The 20,495-nt window shown below is 62.3% G+C and carries 18 protein-coding genes and 2 tRNA genes; 2 read left to right on the top strand and 18 right to left on the bottom strand.

The features are described 5' to 3' along the window. Positions 1-84 precede the first annotated feature (84 nt). Both ACP7EG_RS19830 and ACP7EG_RS19825 read left to right on the top strand, forming a co-directional pair. Positions 85-1,014: an AAA family ATPase gene (locus ACP7EG_RS19830; RefSeq protein ID WP_426089121.1), complete on the top strand. Its 930-nt coding sequence runs from the start codon at positions 85-87 to the stop codon at positions 1,012-1,014. Continuing rightward, positions 1,011-2,741, top strand: coding sequence for a cobaltochelatase CobT-related protein (locus ACP7EG_RS19825; protein ID WP_426088988.1), 1,731 nt, complete (start codon positions 1,011-1,013; stop codon positions 2,739-2,741). Before ACP7EG_RS19830 ends, ACP7EG_RS19825 begins: the two co-directional genes overlap by 4 nt. A 3-nt stretch (positions 2,742-2,744) precedes the next feature. Here the strand turns inward: ACP7EG_RS19825 and ACP7EG_RS19820 are convergent, their stop codons facing one another. The 18 genes from ACP7EG_RS19820 to ACP7EG_RS19735 all read right to left on the bottom strand — a co-directional run bounded on the left by ACP7EG_RS19820 (position 2,745) and on the right by ACP7EG_RS19735 (position 20,417). Continuing rightward, the gene (locus tag ACP7EG_RS19820; RefSeq protein WP_426088987.1) at positions 2,745-3,632 is read right to left on the bottom strand and encodes an NAD(P)H-binding protein; all 888 of its coding nucleotides are present in this window, start codon (positions 3,630-3,632) and stop codon (positions 2,745-2,747) included. A 221-nt stretch (positions 3,633-3,853) separates the two neighbouring features. Further along, positions 3,854-4,996 (bottom strand): AAA family ATPase, encoded by a 1,143-nt coding sequence (locus ACP7EG_RS19815; RefSeq protein WP_426088986.1) that lies wholly within the window; start codon positions 4,994-4,996, stop codon positions 3,854-3,856. Beyond that, positions 4,993-5,880 carry an RNA ligase family protein gene (locus ACP7EG_RS19810; RefSeq protein WP_426088985.1) on the bottom strand — a complete coding sequence of 296 codons (888 nt, stop codon included), beginning with the start codon at positions 5,878-5,880 and terminating at the stop codon, positions 4,993-4,995. The genes ACP7EG_RS19815 and ACP7EG_RS19810 overlap by 4 nt, the downstream gene beginning before the upstream one ends. 285 nt (positions 5,881-6,165) lie before the next feature. Then, entirely contained in the window at positions 6,166-6,942 is a 777-nt protein-coding gene (locus ACP7EG_RS19805; RefSeq protein WP_426088984.1) for a TSUP family transporter, read from the bottom strand. Beyond that, complete coding sequence (gene pta / locus ACP7EG_RS19800; protein ID WP_426088983.1) at positions 6,932-7,933, bottom strand: phosphate acetyltransferase; 1,002 nt, start codon at positions 7,931-7,933, stop codon at positions 6,932-6,934. Before pta ends, ACP7EG_RS19805 begins: the two co-directional genes overlap by 11 nt. A 217-nt stretch (positions 7,934-8,150) precedes the next feature. After that, positions 8,151-9,977, bottom strand: a complete 1,827-nt coding sequence (gene xsc, locus ACP7EG_RS19795; RefSeq protein WP_426088982.1) for a sulfoacetaldehyde acetyltransferase — start codon at positions 9,975-9,977, stop codon at positions 8,151-8,153. Positions 9,978-10,203: 226 nt separating this feature from the next. Next, positions 10,204-11,214 carry a porin gene (locus ACP7EG_RS19790; RefSeq protein ID WP_426088981.1) on the bottom strand — a complete coding sequence of 337 codons (1,011 nt, stop codon included), beginning with the start codon at positions 11,212-11,214 and terminating at the stop codon, positions 10,204-10,206. Between the two features lie 70 nt (positions 11,215-11,284). Continuing rightward, the gene (locus ACP7EG_RS19785) at positions 11,285-12,100 is read right to left on the bottom strand and encodes a thiazole synthase (protein ID WP_426088980.1); all 816 of its coding nucleotides are present in this window, start codon (positions 12,098-12,100) and stop codon (positions 11,285-11,287) included. A 36-nt stretch (positions 12,101-12,136) separates the two neighbouring features. Continuing rightward, the gene (locus tag ACP7EG_RS19780) at positions 12,137-13,486 is read right to left on the bottom strand and encodes a D-amino acid dehydrogenase (RefSeq protein WP_426088979.1); all 1,350 of its coding nucleotides are present in this window, start codon (positions 13,484-13,486) and stop codon (positions 12,137-12,139) included. A 16-nt stretch (positions 13,487-13,502) separates the two neighbouring features. Continuing rightward, the gene (locus ACP7EG_RS19775; RefSeq protein ID WP_096234667.1) at positions 13,503-14,567 is read right to left on the bottom strand and encodes a YeiH family protein; all 1,065 of its coding nucleotides are present in this window, start codon (positions 14,565-14,567) and stop codon (positions 13,503-13,505) included. Positions 14,568-14,772: 205 nt separating this feature from the next. After that, positions 14,773-15,642, bottom strand: a complete 870-nt coding sequence (locus ACP7EG_RS19770; protein WP_426088978.1) for an NAD(P)-dependent oxidoreductase — start codon at positions 15,640-15,642, stop codon at positions 14,773-14,775. Between the two features lie 81 nt (positions 15,643-15,723). Continuing rightward, complete coding sequence (locus tag ACP7EG_RS19765) at positions 15,724-16,254, bottom strand: DUF2812 domain-containing protein (RefSeq protein ID WP_426088977.1); 531 nt, start codon at positions 16,252-16,254, stop codon at positions 15,724-15,726. Positions 16,255-16,265: 11 nt separating this feature from the next. Continuing rightward, complete coding sequence (locus ACP7EG_RS19760) at positions 16,266-16,595, bottom strand: PadR family transcriptional regulator (protein WP_096234664.1); 330 nt, start codon at positions 16,593-16,595, stop codon at positions 16,266-16,268. 168 nt (positions 16,596-16,763) lie between these two features. After that, a complete protein-coding gene (gene hisC / locus ACP7EG_RS19755) occupies positions 16,764-17,819 on the bottom strand; it encodes a histidinol-phosphate transaminase (protein WP_426088976.1) in 1,056 nt (351 codons plus the stop codon). A gap of 377 nt (positions 17,820-18,196) precedes the next feature. Further along, positions 18,197-18,286 (bottom strand) — tRNA-Ser (locus ACP7EG_RS19750). Positions 18,287-18,620: 334 nt separating this feature from the next. Further along, positions 18,621-18,710: transfer RNA gene (locus ACP7EG_RS19745), tRNA-Ser, on the bottom strand. A gap of 78 nt (positions 18,711-18,788) precedes the next feature. After that, positions 18,789-20,078: a serine--tRNA ligase gene (gene serS / locus ACP7EG_RS19740; protein ID WP_426088975.1), complete on the bottom strand. Its 1,290-nt coding sequence runs from the start codon at positions 20,076-20,078 to the stop codon at positions 18,789-18,791. A gap of 135 nt (positions 20,079-20,213) precedes the next feature. Further along, positions 20,214-20,417, bottom strand: coding sequence for a hypothetical protein (locus tag ACP7EG_RS19735; protein WP_426088974.1), 204 nt, complete (start codon positions 20,415-20,417; stop codon positions 20,214-20,216). Positions 20,418-20,495: the final 78 nt, after the last annotated feature.

The following is a 20,495-nucleotide window of genomic DNA, read 5'->3' as shown; positions in this document are numbered from 1 at the left end:
CGCCGTAGCGTCCCCGCTGCGGTTTCACAGGAGAACAAGGTGCCAGATTCACGCCAACATCCCCCCGCCGCAGCGGCTCAAACCATGCAGTCCGTGCGCAGCCTGTTCCATATCGACAGCGACCTGCTCGTGCCCGTCTTCACGGAGCGCGACGCGCACGTGCCCGACATCGATCCCGCCTACCGCTTCAACCAGGATGTGACCCTGGCGATCCTGGCCGGCTTCACGCATAACCGCCGCGTGATGGTGCAGGGCTTGCATGGCACGGGCAAGTCCACGCATATCGAGCAAGTGGCGGCGCGCCTGAACTGGCCTTGCGTGCGCGTCAATCTGGACGGACACATCAGCCGCCTGGACCTGGTCGGCAAGGACACCATCGTGCTGCGCGAACAGCAGCAAGTCACCGAATTCCAGGAAGGCATCGTGCCCTGGTCATTGCAGCGCCCTGTGGCCCTGATCTTCGACGAGTACGACGCGGGCCGCCCCGACGTGATGTTCGTCATCCAGCGCATCCTCGAGCGCGACGGCAAGTTCACTTTGCTCGACCAGAACCGGGTCATCACGCCGCACCCGCACTTCCGTTTGTTCGCCACCTCGAACACGGTGGGCCTGGGCAACCTGAACGGCATGTACCACGGCACGCAAGTGCTGAATCACGCGCAGATCGACCGCTGGAACATCGTTGCCACCTTGAACTATTTGCCGCAGGCGGAAGAAACGGAAATCGTGCTGGCCAGAGTCCCTGCCATGAACGATGCAGCGGGCCGCCAGCTGGCGGCCGCCATGGTGGCCGTGGCCAGCCTCACGCGCCACGGTTATGCGGCAGGCGACCTGGCGTGTCTGATGTCGCCGCGCACGGTGATCACCTGGGCGGAAAATTGCCAGATCTTCCGCGACCCGGCGCTGGCCTTCCGCCTGTCCTTCCTCAACAAATGCGACGAGGCCGAGCGGCCCATGGTGGCCGAGTATTACCAGCGCTGTTTTAACGAGGAATTGCTGGCGAGCCAGGCATGAGCGCCGAAGCAACTGTTCCTGCCGCCTACACGCGCGAGCAGCAGGAAACGGAGGAACTGTGCGCGGGCGCCATCCGCGCGCTCAGTGGTTCTCCCTCGATACGCTACCGGGGCCGGCGCCTGCACGACGGCCACCGCCCCCTGCCCATCCACGCCGCCCATCTGCAGCCCGATGCGGCGCTGCAGGATTTGCCCTCGCTGCGCGGCGCGGCCGACAGCGTGGCCCTGCGCCTGCTGCATACGGATGCGGCCCTGCACAAGTCGCTGTGTCCGCCCGAAGCCGTGGCGCGCCTCGTCTTCGAGCTGCTGGAACAGTTAAGGGTGGAAACGCTTGCGCCAGATCAGCACGCTGGCGTCATCGCCAACCTGCGCCACCGTTTTACGGCATGGTCGCACGCGTTTTATGATTCCGGCCTGGCCGAAGGCGCTTCGGGCTTGCTCTTGTATACAGTGTTCCAGATGAGCTGGTCACGCCTGACGGCCAGGCCCGTGCTGGAAAAGACGGAAGATTTTATCGAAGCCACGCGCTGGTCAGTCTCTTCACAATTGAGCGGCGACCTGGCGGGATTGCGCCGCCACCGCCTGGATCAAGCCGCCTTTGCGCGCCACGCGCTGGCCATCGCCCACGCCGTCGACGCCATGCTGAAAGAGGCGCAGGCGGCGCGCGACGGTAGCCAGGGCGAGGCCGGGGACGCGAAAGCGCAGGCAGCGTTCAAGCTGCTGCTCGATTTCGACAGCGACAACGACCACCTTCCCGATGCCGCCCCGCTGGGCGAGAGCCGCGCCTTCAGCGACGGCGATGGCGCCTACCACGCTTACTCCACGGCCTACGACCGCGAAGAAAAAGCGGACGAACTGGTGCGCCGCGCCCTGCTGCTCGAATACCGCGAGCGCATGGATGGTCGCATCGCCAGCCTGGGCATCAACACGGCCCGCCTGGCGCGGCGTTTCACGCAATTGCTGGCCGTGCCCCGGCGCGATGGCTGGTCGTTTGGCGAGGAAGAGGGATACATCGATGGCCGGCGCCTGGCACAGCTGATCAGCTCGCCTTCGGAGCGCAGGCTATTCCGCAAGGAACAATTCCTGCCCCAGGCCGATTGCCTGGTCACCTTTCTCGTCGACTGCTCCGGCTCCATGAAGACGCATGCGGAATCCGTGGCCGTACTGCTCGATATTCTGCTGCGCGCGCTGGACCAGGCGGGGATCACCACGGAGTTGCTGGGCTTTACGACGGGCGCGTGGAACGGGGGAAGAGTAAAACGCGACTGGATGCGCGCCCGCTCGCCGGCGAATCCGGGGCGTTTAAATGAACTCGTGCACATGGTGTTCAAGGATGGCGACACGCGCTGGCGCCGCGCGCGGCCCGATATCGCAGCCCTGCTGAAAGCGGACTTGTACCGCGAAGGCATCGATGGCGAAGCCGTGGACTGGGCCTGCACGCGCATGCTGGCGCGCCCGGAGCGGCGGCGCATCCTGCTCGTCGTCTCCGACGGTTGCCCGATGGATACGGCCACGAATCTGGCCAACGACGATTTTTACCTGGCCCAGCATTTAAAACAAGTGGTGGCGCGCCGCGAAGCGCAGGGCGCCGTGGAAATCTGCGGGCTGGGCCTGGGCCTGGACCTGGGCGCCTACTACAGCCGCAGCCTGGCCACCACCCTGCCCGCCTCGCTGAACAATGAGTTGTTCAGCGAGATCGCGCAGTTGCTCGGTGGGCGGAAAAAGTAATCGTTATGCCGGCGGAAGTGCCTGCAGGAAGGCTTGCACGGATGATGCCTGCCTGCGCGTCAACGCGCCATAGTCGTCACTGACGATGTGCATCGCATCGGTGGCCAGCCAGCGCTCGATGCCCGCCAGCATCTGCGCCATCGGCGCCGGCATGCCGCCGGCAATGAAATGGCGCACGCGCTCTTCCGCATCGAGAGCCACGACCTGGACGGACCTGCCGAATACCTGGGCGGCGATGGCGGCCAGCGCCTGCACATCGAGGGCGGCGGGACCGGTAATGTCCAGGATGCGGCTGCCAAGGTAGCCATCCGATAGCGCCGCGGCAGCCGCATGGGCGCAATCCTCGCGCGCCACGTACGACACATGGCCTTGTCCCATGGCCGTGCACAACTGGCCATCCGCGGCCGCGGTGCCGAGCACTACCAGCAGCAAGTCCTGGTAAAACGCATTGCGCAAGATCGTGTGGCCGATGCCGCCCTCTTTCAGCAACGCTTCCGTGGCCCGGTGGTCGTCGTTCAGCAGCGAGCTCTTGCCCTCTTCCGGCTGCAGGAACGAGGTGTAGACGATATGCCCGACACCGGCCTGGCGCGCCGCTTCGATGGCATGGCGGTGCTGTTCCAGCCGCCGACCCGTGCCGTCGATGGTATTCGTGCTGATCAGCAACAGACGCTCGACGCCGTGAAAGGCTGCAGCCAGATCCTGCGGCTGGTCGTAATCGCCGAAGCGCACGCAGATGCCCTGCTCCAGCCAAGCCTGGTGGCGGTCGGGTGTGCGGGTGATGGCGGTGAGCGTCATGCCGGGTCGGCTGGCGCGCAGCTCGATGAGTTCATTGACGACGAGGGAGCCCAGTTGGCCGGAGGCGCCGGCGACGGCGAGATGCATTGTTTTCATGTTCTTTTCCTTGTGGCGAGCGCAGGCAAGCCCCATGCCGGGGCGGCATCGCTCGCAGATGATGTGATGAGATCAAAGATGGCCATGCGGCGGCCCGCCCCCTGCGGGGCGGCGCTGCGGCTGGCTTACAGGAAAGAAGGGAAAACAAGTGTCATGCGCCCAGCATGGCCCGTGGCGCTCACCCGGTCAAGCGCTTTCAACGGCGCTTGAGCGCTGCGGGGCTAATCCACACAGTAACGCACGGTGTGCGCTTCCATCGGCAGCGGGATTTCCCAGTTCCACAGCATTCCCTGCAGCTTCTTGTTACTGAGCGAGGTGTCGCGCTGGCCATTGCGCCGCAGTAATTCCTTGCGCGGCTGCTCCAGGTACACCAACTCCACCTGCGCATGGTATTTATACAGCAGGTTGAGCGTCTTTTCGCGCATCAGCTTGGACAGATGCGTGGCGTTCCATACGAACGGCTCGCTCTTGCGCAACAGTTCGCGTGCCCGCTCTTCCGCATAATCGCCCACCTGCCCCTCGTTCTTGCCATGCTTCAAGCCCAGGGCCGTGCGCGCGTCGTCGAAGGACACGACGGGCAGGCGCGGATGGTGCTTGTCCACCCACGTGTTTTTACCGGAGGCGGGCAAACCCGACATGACGATCACGTGCGAACCCGGCTCCTGGAACAGGGAATAATCGGGATGCGCCTCGGCGCCGCGAAAGTATTTCACGCGCGTGTGGTCGTCGACAAAGGCGCGCCGCTGGCCATAGCAGCCCTCCTCGCGCGCCAATTCGCGGAACAGCTCGATGGCGTCAAGGATGCGCTGCGGATCGGGGCAAATCCTGCCTCGGATGTCGGCCTCGGCCAGCATGGCCAGCAGGCGGATATCGACCTGCCACGACAGTTCGCGCACGGTGAATTCCGGCGTGACGCCGCGCCGCGATTGTTCCAGCGCAAAGAACGGCACTTGGTGCACGTTAATCAGGCGGCAGATTTCCTCGCGCACGGCAAACGGCACGTCGCAATCCCACAAGGCAATGCGCGCATCGAGCGCGCCCTTGCGCGAATGGCCAGGCTGGCCGATGGCGCCCGTGACCGGGTCGATCACCGTGGTGCTGCACTTGGCCACATCGTGCAGCAAGGCGGCCAGAAAGACGATTTCCTGTTCCGCGCGCGTGGCTTGCTGGTAGTCGGGCATGCCCAGCAAGGATTCCACCACCATCATCGTATGCGTCCACACGTCGCCTTCCGCGTGATACACGGGGTTTTGCGGCGTCGTCTTGGCCAGTTCCAGCTGCGGGAAGGCGGCCAGGCAGGCATTGAAATCGGGCGACTGGCCCGCTGCCGGCACCAGTTGTTGCAGGGTTTTCCAATTCATCATTTCATACTCCTTGAGTAAGCTGCCAGTTCGTCGAGCGATCGGCAAGTGTGCAAGCCCAGGCTTTCCCACGTGACCAGCGGCTGCGGCGCGTACAAGTCCACGCCCTCGGCCAGCAGATTCGGGATCAGAGGACGCGTGCTGTGGTGCGAGCCGCTGTCGAGGATGGTTTGCGTAAAGTCATGCCGCACCAGCTTGTAGCGGGCCAGCACTTGCGCGTCGTCTTCCACTTTCAGGTACAGGCCTTCGGCGTGGTCGGACTTGTCCGTCTGCTTCCAGCACAGGTCCAGCGGCAAGCGTTCGCGCGCCACCACACCCTCGAAAGCGTCGCGCCACAGGCGGGACTTGGCCAGCGAATGGCGCAGCAGCTGCCACAGCTGCTTCGGCGACGCGGGCATGGCGCCCGCATACAGCACGGGGACCGATAACACGGGCGAGCCGGCCAGCATGGCGTGGCGGCGCGCCGTGGACAGGAACATTTGCGTACGGCGGCAGTACACGTCGAACTCGTTGAAGTAATGGGGCAGGCGGTCGTAAAACACGGAATGCTTGCTGTACGACCATTCGCCAAACAGCACATACTGGTCTTCCAGCAGATGCAGCAAGGCGTATTCATGCGCCTGCGCCCACGGTTTCAAGAGGTTGAACTGGCGTTCGCTGCCGCCGCCCGCCAGGTAGTGGCCGCGCGACTGCAGCAGCACCTCGCCCGCATCGCTGAACGACACGGCGGAGTTGGCGCCATCGATTTTTTCCTCGATGACGACGTACTGGCCGGCCAGCTTTTTCAGGGGCATCTGGTCGGAGCCGTCGTCGCCGTCCTGCAGGCGCGAGCCTTCCAGGTGCGGCGTGCGCGGGTATTTAAATAAAGGCAAAGATTGTAAAAACATAGCGTCCCACGCCGCGTTCACCGGGGCGTGTCCATACAGGGTCAGGGGTGCTGACGACGTGTTCGGGCGTGGACGATCAGGACAGTGGTCCTGGATACGTGTGCAGAAAGAGCAGTGCCGCAGCAATCGGGGGCGTCAACGCGCCGAACGATGCTGCAAGAGCATTTCGTCAGCGTTAGCAGGTGATGGCGAAGAAGCGAGGCACTTTTGGCTCCAATAAGGAAGAGGTTCGAGAAAGAACGGGGAATATAAAGGCTGTTTGCATATTTTGCAAGCGCCGCACGATTAACCCAGCAATTGCGGCACAGCCGCCGCCATCAAGGAAAGGCCAATGGCGCTCAGCACGGCAAACGCGATGCGGCGCATGCCGCGCTGGGCGATCGGTGGCGGATAGCGCTTGCCGGCCATGGTGGCCAGCACGCCGACGGGCAGGGCCAGCATGCACAAAAGTAACACTTTCGCATCGAGCTGGCCCTGGCTGCCCGCCATCAGGGAGCGCCCGCCCGCGCTGATGGCAAACAAAAAGATCAAGCTGTAGCGGATGGTCTTTAAACTCATTTCCTGGCGGTAGAACTGGTATACGAGCGGCGGGCCCGCCAGCGAAAACAGGCCCGAGAACAGGCCGCCGCACACGCCGCTGATGAAAAAGCTGCGCTTGTCCGCCGCGCCCGGTCCCGGCGGCGCCTGCAGCAAAATACTGACGCCGCCGTACACGATGGCCGCGCCCAGCAAGAGTTTCAAGACGGGTGCATACGCCTGGTCCAGGTATCCCAATAGCAATACGCCGGCCGCCATGGCCGGCAGCAAGCCGATGCTGGCCGCGCGGATGGCGCGCCAGTCCAGGTGATGCAAGGCGCCCGGCAAGGCCACCAGGCAATTGGCCAGCGACAACAAACTGACGAGGGCCGCCAGCGCGGGCACGGGCGCCAGGCCCAGTCCGCTGGCCACGCCCATGACGATCATGCCCAGGCCAAAACCCGTGACGGTCTGGAAATACGTGCCCGCCGCCACCACGCCCAGCAGCGCCAGCACGGGCAAGCTGAACAGGAAGTCAGCGTCCACCCTGGGCCTGCACGGCCGTGACCGCAATGACGTTATACACATCGTCGGCGCAGCAACCGCGCGACAAATCGTTGGCTGGCTTGTTCAAGCCTTGCAGCAGCGGGCCGATGGCGACGGCGCCGCCCATGCGCTCGGCCAGCTTGTAGCCGATATTGCCCGCATCCAGGTTCGGGAACACCAGCACGTTCGCGCGGCCGTTGACGACGGAATCCTTGACTTTTCTCTGCGAAATTTCGGCCACGATGGCCGCGTCGAGCTGCACGTCGCCATCGATGGCCAGCAGCGGACGCTGGGCCTTGACCCGGTCCGTGGCCGCATGCACCTTGTCGACGGCCGCGTGATGGGCGCTGCCACTGGTAGAAAACGACAGCATGGCCACGCGCGGCTCTTCCATCAACAACGCTTGCGCGCTGTCGGCGGCGGCCATGGCGATGTCGGCCAGCTCTTCCGCCTTCGGGTCGACCACCAGGGCGCAATCGGAAAAGATGAAGCCGCCCTTCAGGCTGTGAAACGGCTCGCACAGCATCATCAGGAAAAAGCTGGACACGAGCTTGAAGGCGGGATCGACGCCGATGATCTGGATGGCGCTGCGCACCACGTCGGCCGTCGTGTGCACGGCCCCCGCCACGCAGCCGTCCGCGTCGCCCAGGCGCACCATCAGGTTGGCGTAGCACAGCGGGTCTTGCACGGCGATACGCGCCTGCTCCACCGTCATGCCCTTGGCTTGACGCAGCACGAACAATTGCTGGGCATAGTGCTCCGACTCTTCGGAAGTGGCCGGATCGACCAGGCGCACGGCATCGAGGTCCAGCGCGTGTTCGCGCGCCAGGGCCAGGATGGCGGCCGGCTTGCCGACGAGGGTGATATGCGCCAGGCCTTCGTTTGCCGCCCGCGCGGCCGCCTGCAATACGCGCGCATCGTCGCCCTCGCACAAGACGATGTTTTTCGGCACGGCGCGGGCTTGCTCGATGATGCGGTGCAGGGCTTTCATGGGTACTCCAATTCGGTAAAAAAAGTGCCGGAACCATGGCAGCATCAGGTAGGAAATATAAAGCAATGGTTCCGGCACATAAAACCCGGCGCGATTGCCGGGGTCATACAAGGATCGGTCAGGGTGGTGTCGGATTACGCCAGCACCACGCGTAGGTTGGGTAGGTTGGGTAGGTTGGATTAGCCTGAAAGGCGTAATCCAACACTCCAGCAGCAAATCAAACGTAGTCTTTATATTTATCCAGATGCCGCACAGGTTTGCTCAGCGCATCGCGGCGGAACGGGTCGCCCAGCTCGCGCGTGCACATGATTTCGATGATGGTCGTCTTGCCTTCATTCATCTGCATGTCGATGGCCTTCTTCAAGGCCGGCCCCACGTCTTCCAGCTTGTCGACCGTGATGCCTTCGGCGCCCATGGCGCGTGCAATTTCCGCGAAGCTCTGGTTGTCGAGTTCACCGGCGACGAAGCGGCGGTTGTAGAAATCCACCTGGTTTTTCTTTTCCGCGCCCCACTGGCGGTTGTGGAACACCACGGCCGTGACGGGAATATTGTGGCGCACGCAGGTCATGGTTTCCATCAAGCTCATGCCCCAGGCGCCGTCACCCGCATACGACACGGCCGGACGGTGCGGTGCGGCCACTTTCGCGCCGATGATGGTCGGAAACGCGTAGCCGCAGTTGCCAAAGCTCATCGCCGCAAAGAAGCTGCGCGGTTTTTCAAAGCGCAGATAGCTGTTGGCCACCGAGTTGATGTTGCCGATGTCGGTCGACACCATCACGTCTTCCGGCATGGCTTTTTCCAGCTCGCGCAAGACCTGGCGCGGGTGCAAGTAATTGCCCGGCTCTTTCTTTTGCTCTTCGATCATGTCCAGGCTGTACGCATCTTTTTCGTGCGTCCAGTTGTCCAGTTCGTTTTCCCACGCGGCTTTTTCTGCTTGCACGGTGGCAAAGCGCTCCTCGCGCGTCGCGTCGCAATCGAGCGTCTTGCCATCCAGGCGCGAAAGAATCGCTTTGGCGGCCGCCTTGGCATCGCCGCAGATGCCCACCGAAATCTTTTTCACCAGGCCCAGCATCTTGTTGTCCGCATCGATCTGGATGATCTTGGCGTTTTTCGGCCAGTAATCCATGCCGTGCTGCGGCAAGGTGCCGAACGGTCCCAACCGCGAACCGAGGGCGACGACGACGTCGGCCTGGGCGATCAGTTTCATGGCCGCTTTCGAGCCTTGATAACCCAATGGGCCGCACCACAGCGGGTGGCTGGCGGGGAAGGAATCGTTGTGCAGGTAGCTGTTGACGACTGGCGCGCCGAGGCGTTCGGCCAGCGCCTTGCATTCCTCGATCGCTTCGCCCATGACCACGCCGCCGCCCGAGATGATGACGGGGAACTTGGCTTTGGCCAGCAGTTCCGCCGCCTCATTGAGGCTGTGTTCTCCGCCGGCGCCACGGTCCAGGCGGTTCGGTTTGGGGATTTCGGCCTTGATTTCGCCATAGAAATAGTCGCGCGGGATGTTCAGTTGCGTCGGACCCATTTCCGACATGGCGCGGTCGAAGCAGCGGCCCGTAAATTCCGCCATGCGGGCCGGATTGGTCACGTGGCCTTGATACTTCGTAAATTCCTCGAACATGGGCAACTGGTTCGCTTCCTGGAAGCCGCCCAGGCCCATGCTCATCGTGCCCGTTTCCGGCGTGATGATGACGACGGGGGTGTGCGCCCAGTAGGCGGCGGCAATCGCCGTGACGCAATTGCTGATGCCGGGGCCATTCTGGCCGATGACCACGCCGTGGCGGCCCGAGACGCGGGCATAGCCGTCGGCCATGTGGCCGGCGCCCTGTTCGTGCACGACAGGGATCAGGCGGATGCCGGCCGGGGCAAAGATATCCATCGGGTCCATAAAGGCCGAGCCCATGATGCCGAACATGTCGGTCACGCCATTGGCGGCCAGGGTTTCCACGAACGCTTCGGAAGGCGTCATCTTTTGCGGGCCTACCGGGGTTGCTGCGGTGGTCGCGGCTGCGGCGGCTTTTTGGTCGGACAAATCAGTCATGGCTCAGTCTCCTCACGGTTTTATAAAAAATCGGTATATTTTGTTCCGATATTTGAAATACGTGTTCAATTTAACGGTTGCGAAATGCGCTGTCAATGAAAATTCATGAAAAATCGGACTGTTTCATTCCTGAATCCGGAATTCGTGACTTTGCCCCATTTCTGAAACAACAATGGCGGACTATCCGCAACAGACAGCCCGCCATCGATACCTGCTGCGCTGCGGCTTAGAACTTCAGGCGCATGCCCGCCGTGAAGGCGCTGGAGTCATGCCCAGGCAAGGGCACGCTGCCGCCGCTGGAAGCGTCACCAACGAAGTTGGTGCCCGCGCCATCGTTGCTGATGCGCCCGTACGAGGTGTACAGATTGGTGCGCTTGGACAAGGCATACGTGTAGCCGATGGCCAGCTGGCGCCCGCCGCGGCGCGCATTCGTGCGGTCATCCTTCTTGATGTACGACGCCATCACGCTGCCCGCCGCGCTGACCGGCGCGGACACGCCCAGCATGTAGTTGCGGAAATCCGTGCCCGCATCATCCTTGTCCGTCTCATATGCGGCGTGCAGCTTGGCGGGGCCGAAGTCGTAGGTGCCGCCCAGCAAAGTCACCTTGGCTGTGTTCAGCTCGCTATCCTTGCGGTTGTCGTGCGCCAGGGTCAGCACCAGCGGGCCGTTGGCGTAGTCGATGGAAAAGTCGATGGTGCGGCCCAGGCTGGCACTGTCCGGCTTTTCACCAAGGCCAACCATGATGGCAGCCGACAAGCCCTTCACCTTGGGCGTTTCGTACATGATGGAGTTTTTCGTGCGCAGGCTGGCCACGCTCATCAGGTTGAGCGAGGCGCCCGTCAGGCCCGTCTCGAAGGGGTCAATATTGTCCAGCGCAGTGAACAGCGGGTTGTGTTGCAAGCCCAGGTTGACGGTGCCGAAGTCGCCGGACAGGCCCACATAGGCCTTGCGGCCAAACAGCGCTCCCTGGCGGTTGGCGCCCGTATCGAGGTCCAGGCCATTTTCCAGCAAGAAGTTGACCTTCAGATTGTTGCCCAGGTCTTCCGTGCCCTTGAAGCCGATGCGGCTACCCGACTGCACGCCGGTGGCCAGCTTGGTGACGGAACCTTCCGTGCCGCCGTGTTCGGACGTCAGGCCCGCGTCCAGCAAGCCGTACACGGTGACGGACGATTGGGCGCTGGCGCTGCCGGCGAAGAAGGAAGCCAGGATGGCTGCCGCTACGAGTGTGTGTTTCATGTCATCTCCAGGTATTGTGGTTTTTATAAACGATTGAAACGATAATCAACTACCTTGCTACAAATCTGGCTCAGGCGATCAGCCCGACCATCGGCGACGAGGGCGAGGCGCTCATGGCGTTCGCTCTCCGGGGCATGCGTCCGGCCAGGTAAGCCTCGCGTCCGCCCTGCACTGCCAGTTTCATGGCGCGCGCCATGCGGATCGGTTCGCGCGCCGCCGCGATGGCGGTATTCATCAGGATGCCGTCACAGCCGAGTTCCATGGCGATGGCCGCGTCCGACGCCGTGCCGACACCCGCATCGACCAGCACCGGCACGCGGGCTTGCTCGATGATCAAGGATAGATTCCACGGATTCAGAATGCCCATGCCCGAGCCGATCAGGGACGCCAGCGGCATGACGGCGATGCAGCCGAGATCTTCCAGCATGCGCGCCTGGATGGGGTCGTCACTGCAATACACCATCACCTGGAAGCCGTCGCGCACCAGCTCCCCGGCCGCTTTTAACGTTTCCGGCATGTTCGGAAACAGCGTCTTTTCGTCACCGAGCACTTCCAGCTTGCACAGCGGGTGCCCGCCCAGCAGTTCGCGCGCCAGTTGCAGGGTGTAGACGGCGTCGCGCGCGTTGTAGCAGCCGCCCGTGTTGGGCAGAATCGTGTATTTCGACGGTGGAATGAAGTCGAGCAGATTCGGCTCGCCCTTCTCCTGGCCAATGTTGACCCTGCGGATCGTGACGGTGACGATCTCGGCGCCGCTCTCTTCAATGGCGAGGCGGGTTTCTTCGAAATCCTTGTATTTGCCCGTGCCTACCAGCAGGCGCGACTGGTAGGTGGTGCCGGCCAGGGTCAGGCCGGCCGGTGGTTGGCTGGGTGGGGCGTCGTCTCTCATCTTGATCTCCTGTGCAATTCATTTATAAAGCTGGGGTCAGTCCCGTCGGGATCGAAATGTGCCCCATTGGGGGACATTTCCCCGGCGGGTCTGACCCCGGAACTCCTCTGCCGCAGACTGCGGCGCCAGGCGATCCCCGCAAAACGCAAAATCGACGTCGGGCCGCCGTCCCGACACCAGGTCGGCGATCGCCCTGCCCGCGCCGCAGCCCATGGTCCAGCCCAGGGTGCCGTGGCCCGTGTTGAGGAACAGCTGGCGGTAGCGCGTGGCACCGATATACGGCACGTTCGACGGCGTGAGCGGGCGCAGGCCGGCCCAGTAGACGGGGGCGCTGTAATCGCAGGCGTGGGGAAACAGCGCCTGCACGCGGCGCGTGATGGCGGCGCAGCGCACGGGATTGAGTTCGCGCGTGTAGCCGTTCAGCTCGCACGTACCCGCCACGCGCAGGCGCTCGCCCAGGCGCGAAAAGACCAATTTATGGCCATCGTCCGTCAGCGATACGGACGGCGCGCTGACGGGGTCGATGATCGGATAGGTAGCGGAATAACCTTTGCCCGGATACAGCATCAAGCGGATGCCCAGCGGCTGCAGCAGCGGTGCGGAAAAGCTGCCCATGGCCACCACCACGGCATCCGCGTGCTCCAGGCGGTGGCGCCCTTGCGCATCGATGCATTCCACGCCCGTGATGCGCTCGCCATCGGACAGCAAGCGCGTCACCGTCGTGCTGAACTGAAAATCCACGCCGGCCTTGGCGGCGCGCGCGGCCAAGGCCGTGGTAAACAGATGCACGTCGCCCGACTCGTCGCTGGCCGTAAAATCGCCACCGACGATGCGGCTGCGCGCGTTGCGCAGAGCCGGTTCCAGCCGTATCACTTCATCGGCGCTGACGGTGTTACGCGGGCAACCCAGCTCACGCAAGAGCGCGGCACCCGCTTGCGATTTGTCAAACTCCTGCTCGTCCGTATAGAAATGCAAGATGCCCCGCTCCAGGTGGTCGTAGGCTATGCCCGTCTCGCGCCGCAGCGCCTGCAAACTCTGCCGGCTGTACTCGGCCAGGGCGACGATCTGGCGCATATTGCGCGACACCCTGGCCGGCAGACATTCGCGCAGGTAGTGCAAGGCCCACTGCCATTGCAGCGGGTCCAGGCGGGGACGGAACAGCAGCGGCGCATCGTCCTTGCCCAGCCACGTGAGCACCTTGCGCAGGGTCGCGGGATTGGCCCACGGTTCCGCATGCGAGACGGAAATCTGCCCGCCGTTGGCAAAACTAGTTTCCTGCGCGGCGCCCGCCTGGCGTTCCAGCACGCGCACATCGTGGCCCGCCTGGCGCAAGTACCAGGCCGATGCCGTGCCGACCACGCCGGCGCCGAGGACAAGGATCTTCATGGCGGGCCCGGCTCGCTTAGCGCGTCAGCAGGACGGCGATGGCGACGAAGGCGGCGATCCACACCGTTTCCATCACCAACATGATGACGGGACGCCAGCCCAGCGAGGCCAGCGACTGGAACGAGGTTTTCACGCCCAGCGCGGCAATCGCAATGACCAGACAGGCGCGCGAGGCATTGTTGATCCAGCCATTCACTTCCTGCGGAATCAGGCCCAGGCTGTTGGTAATCACCAGCCAGACAAAGCCGATCAGGAAAAACGGCACCAGTGGCGGCGCATCCACTTCGCTCTTGCCATCCTTGCGCTTGAACATGATCGACAGGCCCAGCACGACGGGCACGAGGCAAGCCACGCGCGTCAGTTTCACGAAGGTGGCCACGTCGCCCGTATGGTTGCTCACCAGATAGCCGGCGCCCACCACTTGCGCCACGTCGTGGATGGTGCCACCGATGAACACGCCCGCTTCCGTGGGGTCAAAGCCCAGCAGCTTGACCAGCAGCGGGTAGACGATCATGGCCAGGGTCGACAGCGACGTCACGCCCACCACCGTCAGCAGCGTGAACTTTTCGTTTTCCTTGGTTTGCGGCAGCACGGCCGAGATGGCCAGCGCGGCCGAGGCGCCGCAGATGGCGACCGAGCCGCCCGACAGAATGCCTTCCGTGATGGGGCGTTTCAGCCACTTGGCCAGCAGGTAGCCGAAGCCTAAAGTCGCCACCAGGCCGCCGACGACGATCAAGAGTGGCGTTACGCCTACGGATGCGATCTGATTGAAGGTGATGCGCGCACCCAGCAGGGCCACGCCCGTACGCAGCAGCACCTTGCTGCAAAATTCGATGCCGGGCTTGCAGGTGGGATCGGATGCGAGGAAGTGGAAGGCCAGGCCGAAAAACAAGGCATACAGCAATTGCGGGCCGCCGTAATTGCTGGAAATAAAGGTGGCCGACAGGGCGATCACCAGCGCGATGGCCACGCCGGGCCAGCTGCGCAGCACGGCGCGGGGACGCCAGATGGCGACGGCGGAAGACAGGTAGGGAATGTTCTTGTCGACAACGCGTGTTATCGCTGAGGAGTTGGTTTTCATGCGGGTCCGCTCATAATGTTTTAAAAATTGGGACATTTCATCTCGTTTTTTAATAATACACGATGAGCTAGCGAAGTCCATGATTTTCCATGAAAATCGAAACCGGATGTTCCGGAAACTGACGTTTTTTTATTTTCACCCCCCGTAAACGACAAGCGGCGCGGCCCTTTGCAGGGACGCGCCGCCGTTGCTGGTGCTTGAAAGATTACTTTTTGTTCAAACGGGTAATCAGGCTGGACGTGTCGTAACGGTTGCCGCCCGCCTGCTGCACTTCGGCATAGAACTGGTCCGTTAAGGTCGTCACGGGCAAGTCGCTGCCGTTGCGCTTGGCTTCGGCGAGGCAGATGCCCAGGTCCTTGCGCATCAGGTCGACGGCAAAACCGAAATCGAACTTGCGTTCGATCATGGTCTTGCCGCGGTTTTCCAGCTGCCACGACTGCGCCGCGCCCTTGGAAATCACGTCCACCACCAGCGCCGCATCGAGGCCCGCGTTTTCCGCGAAGGCAATGCCTTCGCTCAAGGCTTGCACCAGGCCGGCGATGCAGATCTGGTTGACCATCTTCGTCAGCTGGCCGGAACCGGAAGCACCCATGTAGGTGACGGCGCGCGCAAACAGGGCGATGACAGGCTCGGCGCGTGCATACGCCTCCGCATCGCCACCCACCATCACCGTCAGCTTGCCGTTTTCCGCGCCCGCCTGGCCGCCGGACACGGGCGCGTCGAGGAAGAACACGCCCTGCTCTTGCGCCGCCGCGTGAATGGTGCGCGCCGCTTCGGCGGAAGCAGTCGTATGGTCGATCAGGACGCTGCCCGGCGCCATGGCAGACAGCAAGCCGCCCTCTTCCAGGATCACCTGGTACAGGTCGTTATCGTTGCCGATGCAGGTAAACACGAACTCGGCGCCCGCGGCAGCGGCGGCCGGCGTGGCGGCGCTGCTGCCCTTGTGCTGCTCCAGCCAGGCGGCCGCGCGGGCCGGGTTGCGGTTGTACACGGTGACGTCATGCCCGCCCGCCGCCAAGTGACCTGCCATGGGGAAACCCATGACGCCCAAACCGATGAATGCCACTTTTGCCATATTGTCCGTCCTGTCGAGGTATGAATCCGATTATTGTTGCACAAATGGCCGGGCATGACAGCAGTCAGCGGCCCGAAACTCCTAGAGCGCGTGTCGGCGCAGACGGCGCAAGCGGCTGATGGTGCGCCAGATCAGGTAGGACATGGGCACGACCAAGGCCAGCTGCACCCCCGTCAGCACCATCCGCAGCGTGTCCATCTCGCGCTCGCTGCTGCCCATCAGGTTGTACATCAACAACAAACCGGTCAGGCCGAAGTACGTCAGCAGGCGTCGCTGCCTGGCGATCTTCGATGGCGTATCCGTATAGATGTCATTCGGCTTGCCGTCTGCCGCAGGCTTGCGCCAGCAATAGCTGCCCCACCAGCAAAACACCAGCTCCCAGCCGGCATCCTGGCAAAGCTGCTCATAATCGCTGCTGCGCTTCCATGCGGGAAAAGAATCGAAGCGGTAGACTTCGTCGGCAGGCTCGCCCCGCACAAAGCTAAACCGGCAAGGCGCGAGAAAGCGCTGCAAGTGCCATCCAGCCAGGGCTTGCGCGCGCAGCCATTGCTCGATCTCGCCGTCATCGAGCTCGATGAACCATTTATAGACATGCGACCGTTGCTCACTCATCCTGTTTCACCTCAGTATTTTGATAAAAAGGGCGCACTCGCCTCGCCGACGCGCACCATCACCCGCAGGCGCCGCAATTGCGCCAGCAGCACATGGCGTCCCATGTCCGTCATGGTGTAGACCTTGCGCCGCTCGGCTTCCCTCACCATCACGATCAAGCCCTGTTTTTCCAGGTTGGCAAACGCCCCATACAGGGTGCCCGGCCCGATCTTCACGGCACCTTCGCTGATGGCCTCGACCTGCTGCATGATGGCGTAGCCATGCGCAGGCTCGTTCAAGGCCAGCAAAATGTAGTAGGTGGCTTCAGACAAGGGCAGCAGCTTGTCTATCGATGCATCCATATTCCTCCAGTAAGGCGATAGCCGATATAGCGTAGATCGGTATATCGTCAAATGATATATCGACTTGCGCTATAGTAACATGCCAATCCGGCATGTCTACACTTTTTGATAAGCTCGGGAAAAACAGCGCCACCGCCGCCTTGGGCGGTGGCCGCTCGGAGGAAGCAATTACAGCAGGGCGCGCAATGCGGCCATCAAGGCTGCACACTCGGCCGGGTTGCCGATGCTGATGCGCAAATACTGGCTGATGCGCGGTGCATTGAAATGGCGCACGATGACGCAGCGAGCGCGCAAGCCGGCCGCCAGTTGCGCCGCGTCATGCTGCGGATGGCGGGCAAAGACGAAATTGGCCACCGAAGGCAGCACCTCGAAGCCCAGCGCCGCCAGATCCGCCGTCAGCTGCTCGCGGCTGGCGATGACGGCCTGGCGCGTTTGCTGGAAATACGCTTCGTCGTGCAACGAGGCCACGGCGCCGGCCAGCGCCAGCCGGTCCAGCGGATACGAGTTGAAACTGTTCTTGACTCTTTCCAGCGCCTCGATCAGGTCCGCATGCCCGAAGGCGCAACCCACGCGCAAGCCGGCCAAGGAGCGCGATTTCGAGAACGTCTGCACCACCAGCAAGTTCGGATAGCGCTCGACCAGGGCCACGGCGCTTTCCCCGCCGAAATCCACGTACGCTTCATCGACCACCACCACGGCGTCGGGATGGGCGCGCAACATCGCTTCCACGCCAGCCAGCGGCAAGTCCACGCCCGTGGGCGCGTTGGGATTGGGGAAGATGATGGCGCCGCACGGCCCCTGATAGTCTTCCGGGCGGATGCGCATGGCGTCGTCGAGCGCTACCGTGCGGTAATCGATGCCATACAGTTTGCAATACACGGGATAGAAGCTGTAGCTAATGTCGGGGAACAGCAGCGGCGCATCGTGCTTGAGCAAGGCCATGAAGGCCAGCGCCAGCACTTCGTCGGAACCATTGCCGACGAACACTTGCGCGCTCTTCAAGCCGTGGTAGTCGGCCAGGGTTTGCTTCAATTCGCTGGCGGACGGGTCCGGGTACAGGCGCAGGCTGTCGTTGACTGCTTCGTGCAGCGCGGCCAGCACCTGCGGCGACGGGCCGTAGGGATTTTCGTTGGTATTGAGTTTGACCAGGTCGGGCAGTTTCGGCTGCTCGCCGGGGATGTAGGGGGTCAGCTCGCTGACGATGTTGCTCCAGAATCGGCTCATTGTTTTGCGTTGGTATGGGGGCAGGATGGGGATACGGTAGATTACCATAGGCTGAGCGGGGTCAAGGTGGGCGGAGGTGTCGAAGTCAGATATGCAACAGCGCAATAGCCGACCGTGCACGATACCCTCGGGACACGGTTTGACAGCGCTGAAAAAAGCGCGGAGCATGGAGTGGGCAACGAGGAGACGCGGTGGCGCGGCTGGTGCACTAGCTTGTTTCGTTCGTGGCGGCGCTGGCTTTCAAAGCCTGAATGGAGGAAAAAACGCCTTGCGCTGCGCGCTTTGGGCGGTTTTTCTACCTGCTTTGTTGCGCTGGTGGCTTGCATATGTGGCGGGTATAAAAAAAGCTCCCTTGCGGGAGCTTCCTTTATGTATTCTGGCGGAGAGGGTGGGATTCGAACCCACGGTACGATTTAACGTACGCTTGATTTCGAGTCAAGTACATTCGACCACTCTGCCACCTCTCCGTTTACTGCGGTCTATTCATTCAAACTGGCGTGCCGGTTTGAACGAGGCGCTATTTTAGCATGGGTGTTGTTGGGTTGGGTAGGGGTTTGTTGCTGATCCTGCTTTGGAAAAGCAAAAACCATTTGGGCGATTCGGGGAGCCTCGCGCAAGACGCGGCTCGTCTTTGTAGACGCCGCCTTGGCGCACGCGTGAAAACCAATTGGACGATTCGGGGAGCCTCGCGCGAATACGCGCTCGTCTTCGAATCCCACGCGTACGCCCCGCAGGGGGCGTACTCCTTTCCGCCGGCACAAATAAAAAAAGCTCCCTTGCGGGAGCTTTCTCTATTTGTTCTGGCGGAGAGGGTGGGATTCGAACCCACGGTACGATTTAACGTACGCTTGATTTCGAGTCAAGTACATTCGACCACTCTGCCACCTCTCCATTTACTGCGGTCTTTTCCTGCATTGCTGCGGGAAGGCAAGATTATAGCAGCCCGCAACAAAAAGAAAAGGACTATTTTTAAGCCTTCAGATGCGTCAGGCCACCCATATACGGACGCAGCACGGCCGGGATCTCGACGCTGCCGTCTGCTTGCTGGTAGTTTTCCAGAACGGCGACCAGGGTGCGGCCCACTGCCAGGCCGGAGCCGTTCAAGGTGTGCACCAGTTCGGGCTTGCCGGCGGCGTTGCGGAAACGCGCCTGCATGCGGCGGGCCTGGAAGGCTTCGCAATTCGACAGGGACGAGATTTCGCGATAGGTGTTTTGCGCCGGCAACCACACTTCCAGGTCGAAGGTCTTGGTGGCGCCGAAACCCATGTCGCCCGTGCACAGCGACATCACGCGGTATGGCAGGCCCAGGCGTTGCAAGATCGCTTCCGCATGGCCGACCATGTCATCGAGCACCTGGTACGACGTGTCCGGATGCACCACTTGCACCATTTCCACCTTGTCGAACTGGTGCTGGCGGATCATGCCGCGCGTGTCGCGGCCGTAGCTGCCCGCTTCCGAGCGGAAGCATGGCGTGTGGGCCGTCATTTTCAGTGGCAATTGATCGAGCGCCAGGATTTCATCGCGCGCGATATTGGTCAGCGTCACCTCCGAGGTAGGGATCAGGTAGAAGATCTCGCCCTCGCCTTCCGCGCCGCCTTTTTTCACCGAGAACAGATCGGCTTCGAATTTCGGCAACTGGCCCGTGCCGCGCAGCGAGTCGGCGTTGACCATGTACGGGGTATAGCATTCCGTGTAGCCATGCTCGTCCACGTGCGTGTTGAGCATGAACTGCGCCAGTGCGCGGTGCAAACGGGCGATGCCGCCCTTCATGACGGAGAAGCGCGAACCGGTCAGCTTGGTGGCCACTTCAAAGTCGAGGCCCAGCGGGGCGCCCACATCGACGTGGTCCTTGACTTCAAAATCAAACGTGCGTGGCGTGCCGACCTTGCGCACTTCCACGTTGCCCGACTCGTCCGTGCCCACAGGCGACGATTCGTGCGGCAAATTCGGCACGGCCATGATGAAGTCGCTCAGCTTGGCTTGTACCACGGTCAGCGCCGCTTCATCGGCTTTCAATTCATCGCCCAGGCCAGCCACTTGCGCCATCACGGCCGAGGTGTCTTCCCCCTTGCCTTTCAACATGCCGATTTGCTTGGACAGCGCATTGCGCTTGCCCTGCAGCTCTTCGGTGCGCGTCTGGATCGCCTTGCGTTCGGCTTCGAGGGCATTGAAACCTGCCACGTCGAGCTGGAATTTGCGCGTCGCCAGGCGTTCTGCGACGGTGGCGATGTCTTTACGGAGAAGTTGGATATCTATCATGGGTGGATGGCGGTGCCGATGTATCGAAAGCACTCATTGTACCAAGACCCGTTCAGTTCTTTATGAGTTTTGCACATGGTTGGCCATCGTCATGGCGGCATGGCTGGGCACTCGCGCCCGCTTTACAACTTGTGTTCAGATAAAGGCGGCTTTTTCGGCAGCGGTCAGGCGGCGGGCGCTGACGGTAACGACGGGCATGGTGCTGTTGGCAGCCTGGGCGATCACGGTGCTGCTGGCGCTCACTTCCACCGTATTCGCGCCGGCGCTGGCGAAGCTGGCGCCGATGGCGATGATGGCGGCGGCGACAAAGGTGATTTCCATGTTTTTCAGTGCGTTCATGATGTGACTCCTGGTTGGTTTGCGTCGTTGACTGCTGCTGGTATGGTGGTACTTTAGCCAACGGCGACAAACAACGCC

This window comes from Janthinobacterium sp. PSPC1-1 (assembly GCF_049897625.1).
GTDB lineage: Bacteria > Pseudomonadota > Gammaproteobacteria > Burkholderiales > Burkholderiaceae_D > Janthinobacterium > Janthinobacterium tructae.
This window is presented reverse-complemented; position numbering and strand designations above follow the sequence as displayed.

What these genes read in the sequence shown, in the direction of transcription:
- ACP7EG_RS19830 (WP_426089121.1), top strand. Translation starts at nt 85, where the DNA reads ATGCAGTCCGTGCGCAGCCTGTTCCATATCGACAGCGACCTGCTCGTG.
- ACP7EG_RS19825 (WP_426088988.1), top strand. Translation starts at nt 1,011, where the DNA reads ATGAGCGCCGAAGCAACTGTTCCTGCCGCCTACACGCGCGAGCAGCAG.
- ACP7EG_RS19820 (WP_426088987.1), bottom strand. Translation starts at nt 3,632, where the DNA reads ATGAAAACAATGCATCTCGCCGTCGCCGGCGCCTCCGGCCAACTGGGC.
- ACP7EG_RS19815 (WP_426088986.1), bottom strand. Translation starts at nt 4,996, where the DNA reads ATGATGAATTGGAAAACCCTGCAACAACTGGTGCCGGCAGCGGGCCAG.
- ACP7EG_RS19810 (WP_426088985.1), bottom strand. Translation starts at nt 5,880, where the DNA reads ATGTTTTTACAATCTTTGCCTTTATTTAAATACCCGCGCACGCCGCAC.
- pta (WP_426088983.1), bottom strand. Translation starts at nt 7,933, where the DNA reads ATGAAAGCCCTGCACCGCATCATCGAGCAAGCCCGCGCCGTGCCGAAA.
- xsc (WP_426088982.1), bottom strand. Translation starts at nt 9,977, where the DNA reads ATGACTGATTTGTCCGACCAAAAAGCCGCCGCAGCCGCGACCACCGCA.
- ACP7EG_RS19790 (WP_426088981.1), bottom strand. Translation starts at nt 11,214, where the DNA reads ATGAAACACACACTCGTAGCGGCAGCCATCCTGGCTTCCTTCTTCGCC.
- ACP7EG_RS19785 (WP_426088980.1), bottom strand. Translation starts at nt 12,100, where the DNA reads ATGAGAGACGACGCCCCACCCAGCCAACCACCGGCCGGCCTGACCCTG.
- ACP7EG_RS19780 (WP_426088979.1), bottom strand. Translation starts at nt 13,486, where the DNA reads ATGAAGATCCTTGTCCTCGGCGCCGGCGTGGTCGGCACGGCATCGGCC.
- ACP7EG_RS19775 (WP_096234667.1), bottom strand. Translation starts at nt 14,567, where the DNA reads ATGAAAACCAACTCCTCAGCGATAACACGCGTTGTCGACAAGAACATT.
- ACP7EG_RS19770 (WP_426088978.1), bottom strand. Translation starts at nt 15,642, where the DNA reads ATGGCAAAAGTGGCATTCATCGGTTTGGGCGTCATGGGTTTCCCCATG.
- ACP7EG_RS19765 (WP_426088977.1), bottom strand. Translation starts at nt 16,254, where the DNA reads ATGAGTGAGCAACGGTCGCATGTCTATAAATGGTTCATCGAGCTCGAT.
- ACP7EG_RS19760 (WP_096234664.1), bottom strand. Translation starts at nt 16,595, where the DNA reads ATGGATGCATCGATAGACAAGCTGCTGCCCTTGTCTGAAGCCACCTAC.
- hisC (WP_426088976.1), bottom strand. Translation starts at nt 17,819, where the DNA reads ATGAGCCGATTCTGGAGCAACATCGTCAGCGAGCTGACCCCCTACATC.
- serS (WP_426088975.1), bottom strand. Translation starts at nt 20,078, where the DNA reads ATGATAGATATCCAACTTCTCCGTAAAGACATCGCCACCGTCGCAGAA.
- ACP7EG_RS19735 (WP_426088974.1), bottom strand. Translation starts at nt 20,417, where the DNA reads ATGAACGCACTGAAAAACATGGAAATCACCTTTGTCGCCGCCGCCATC.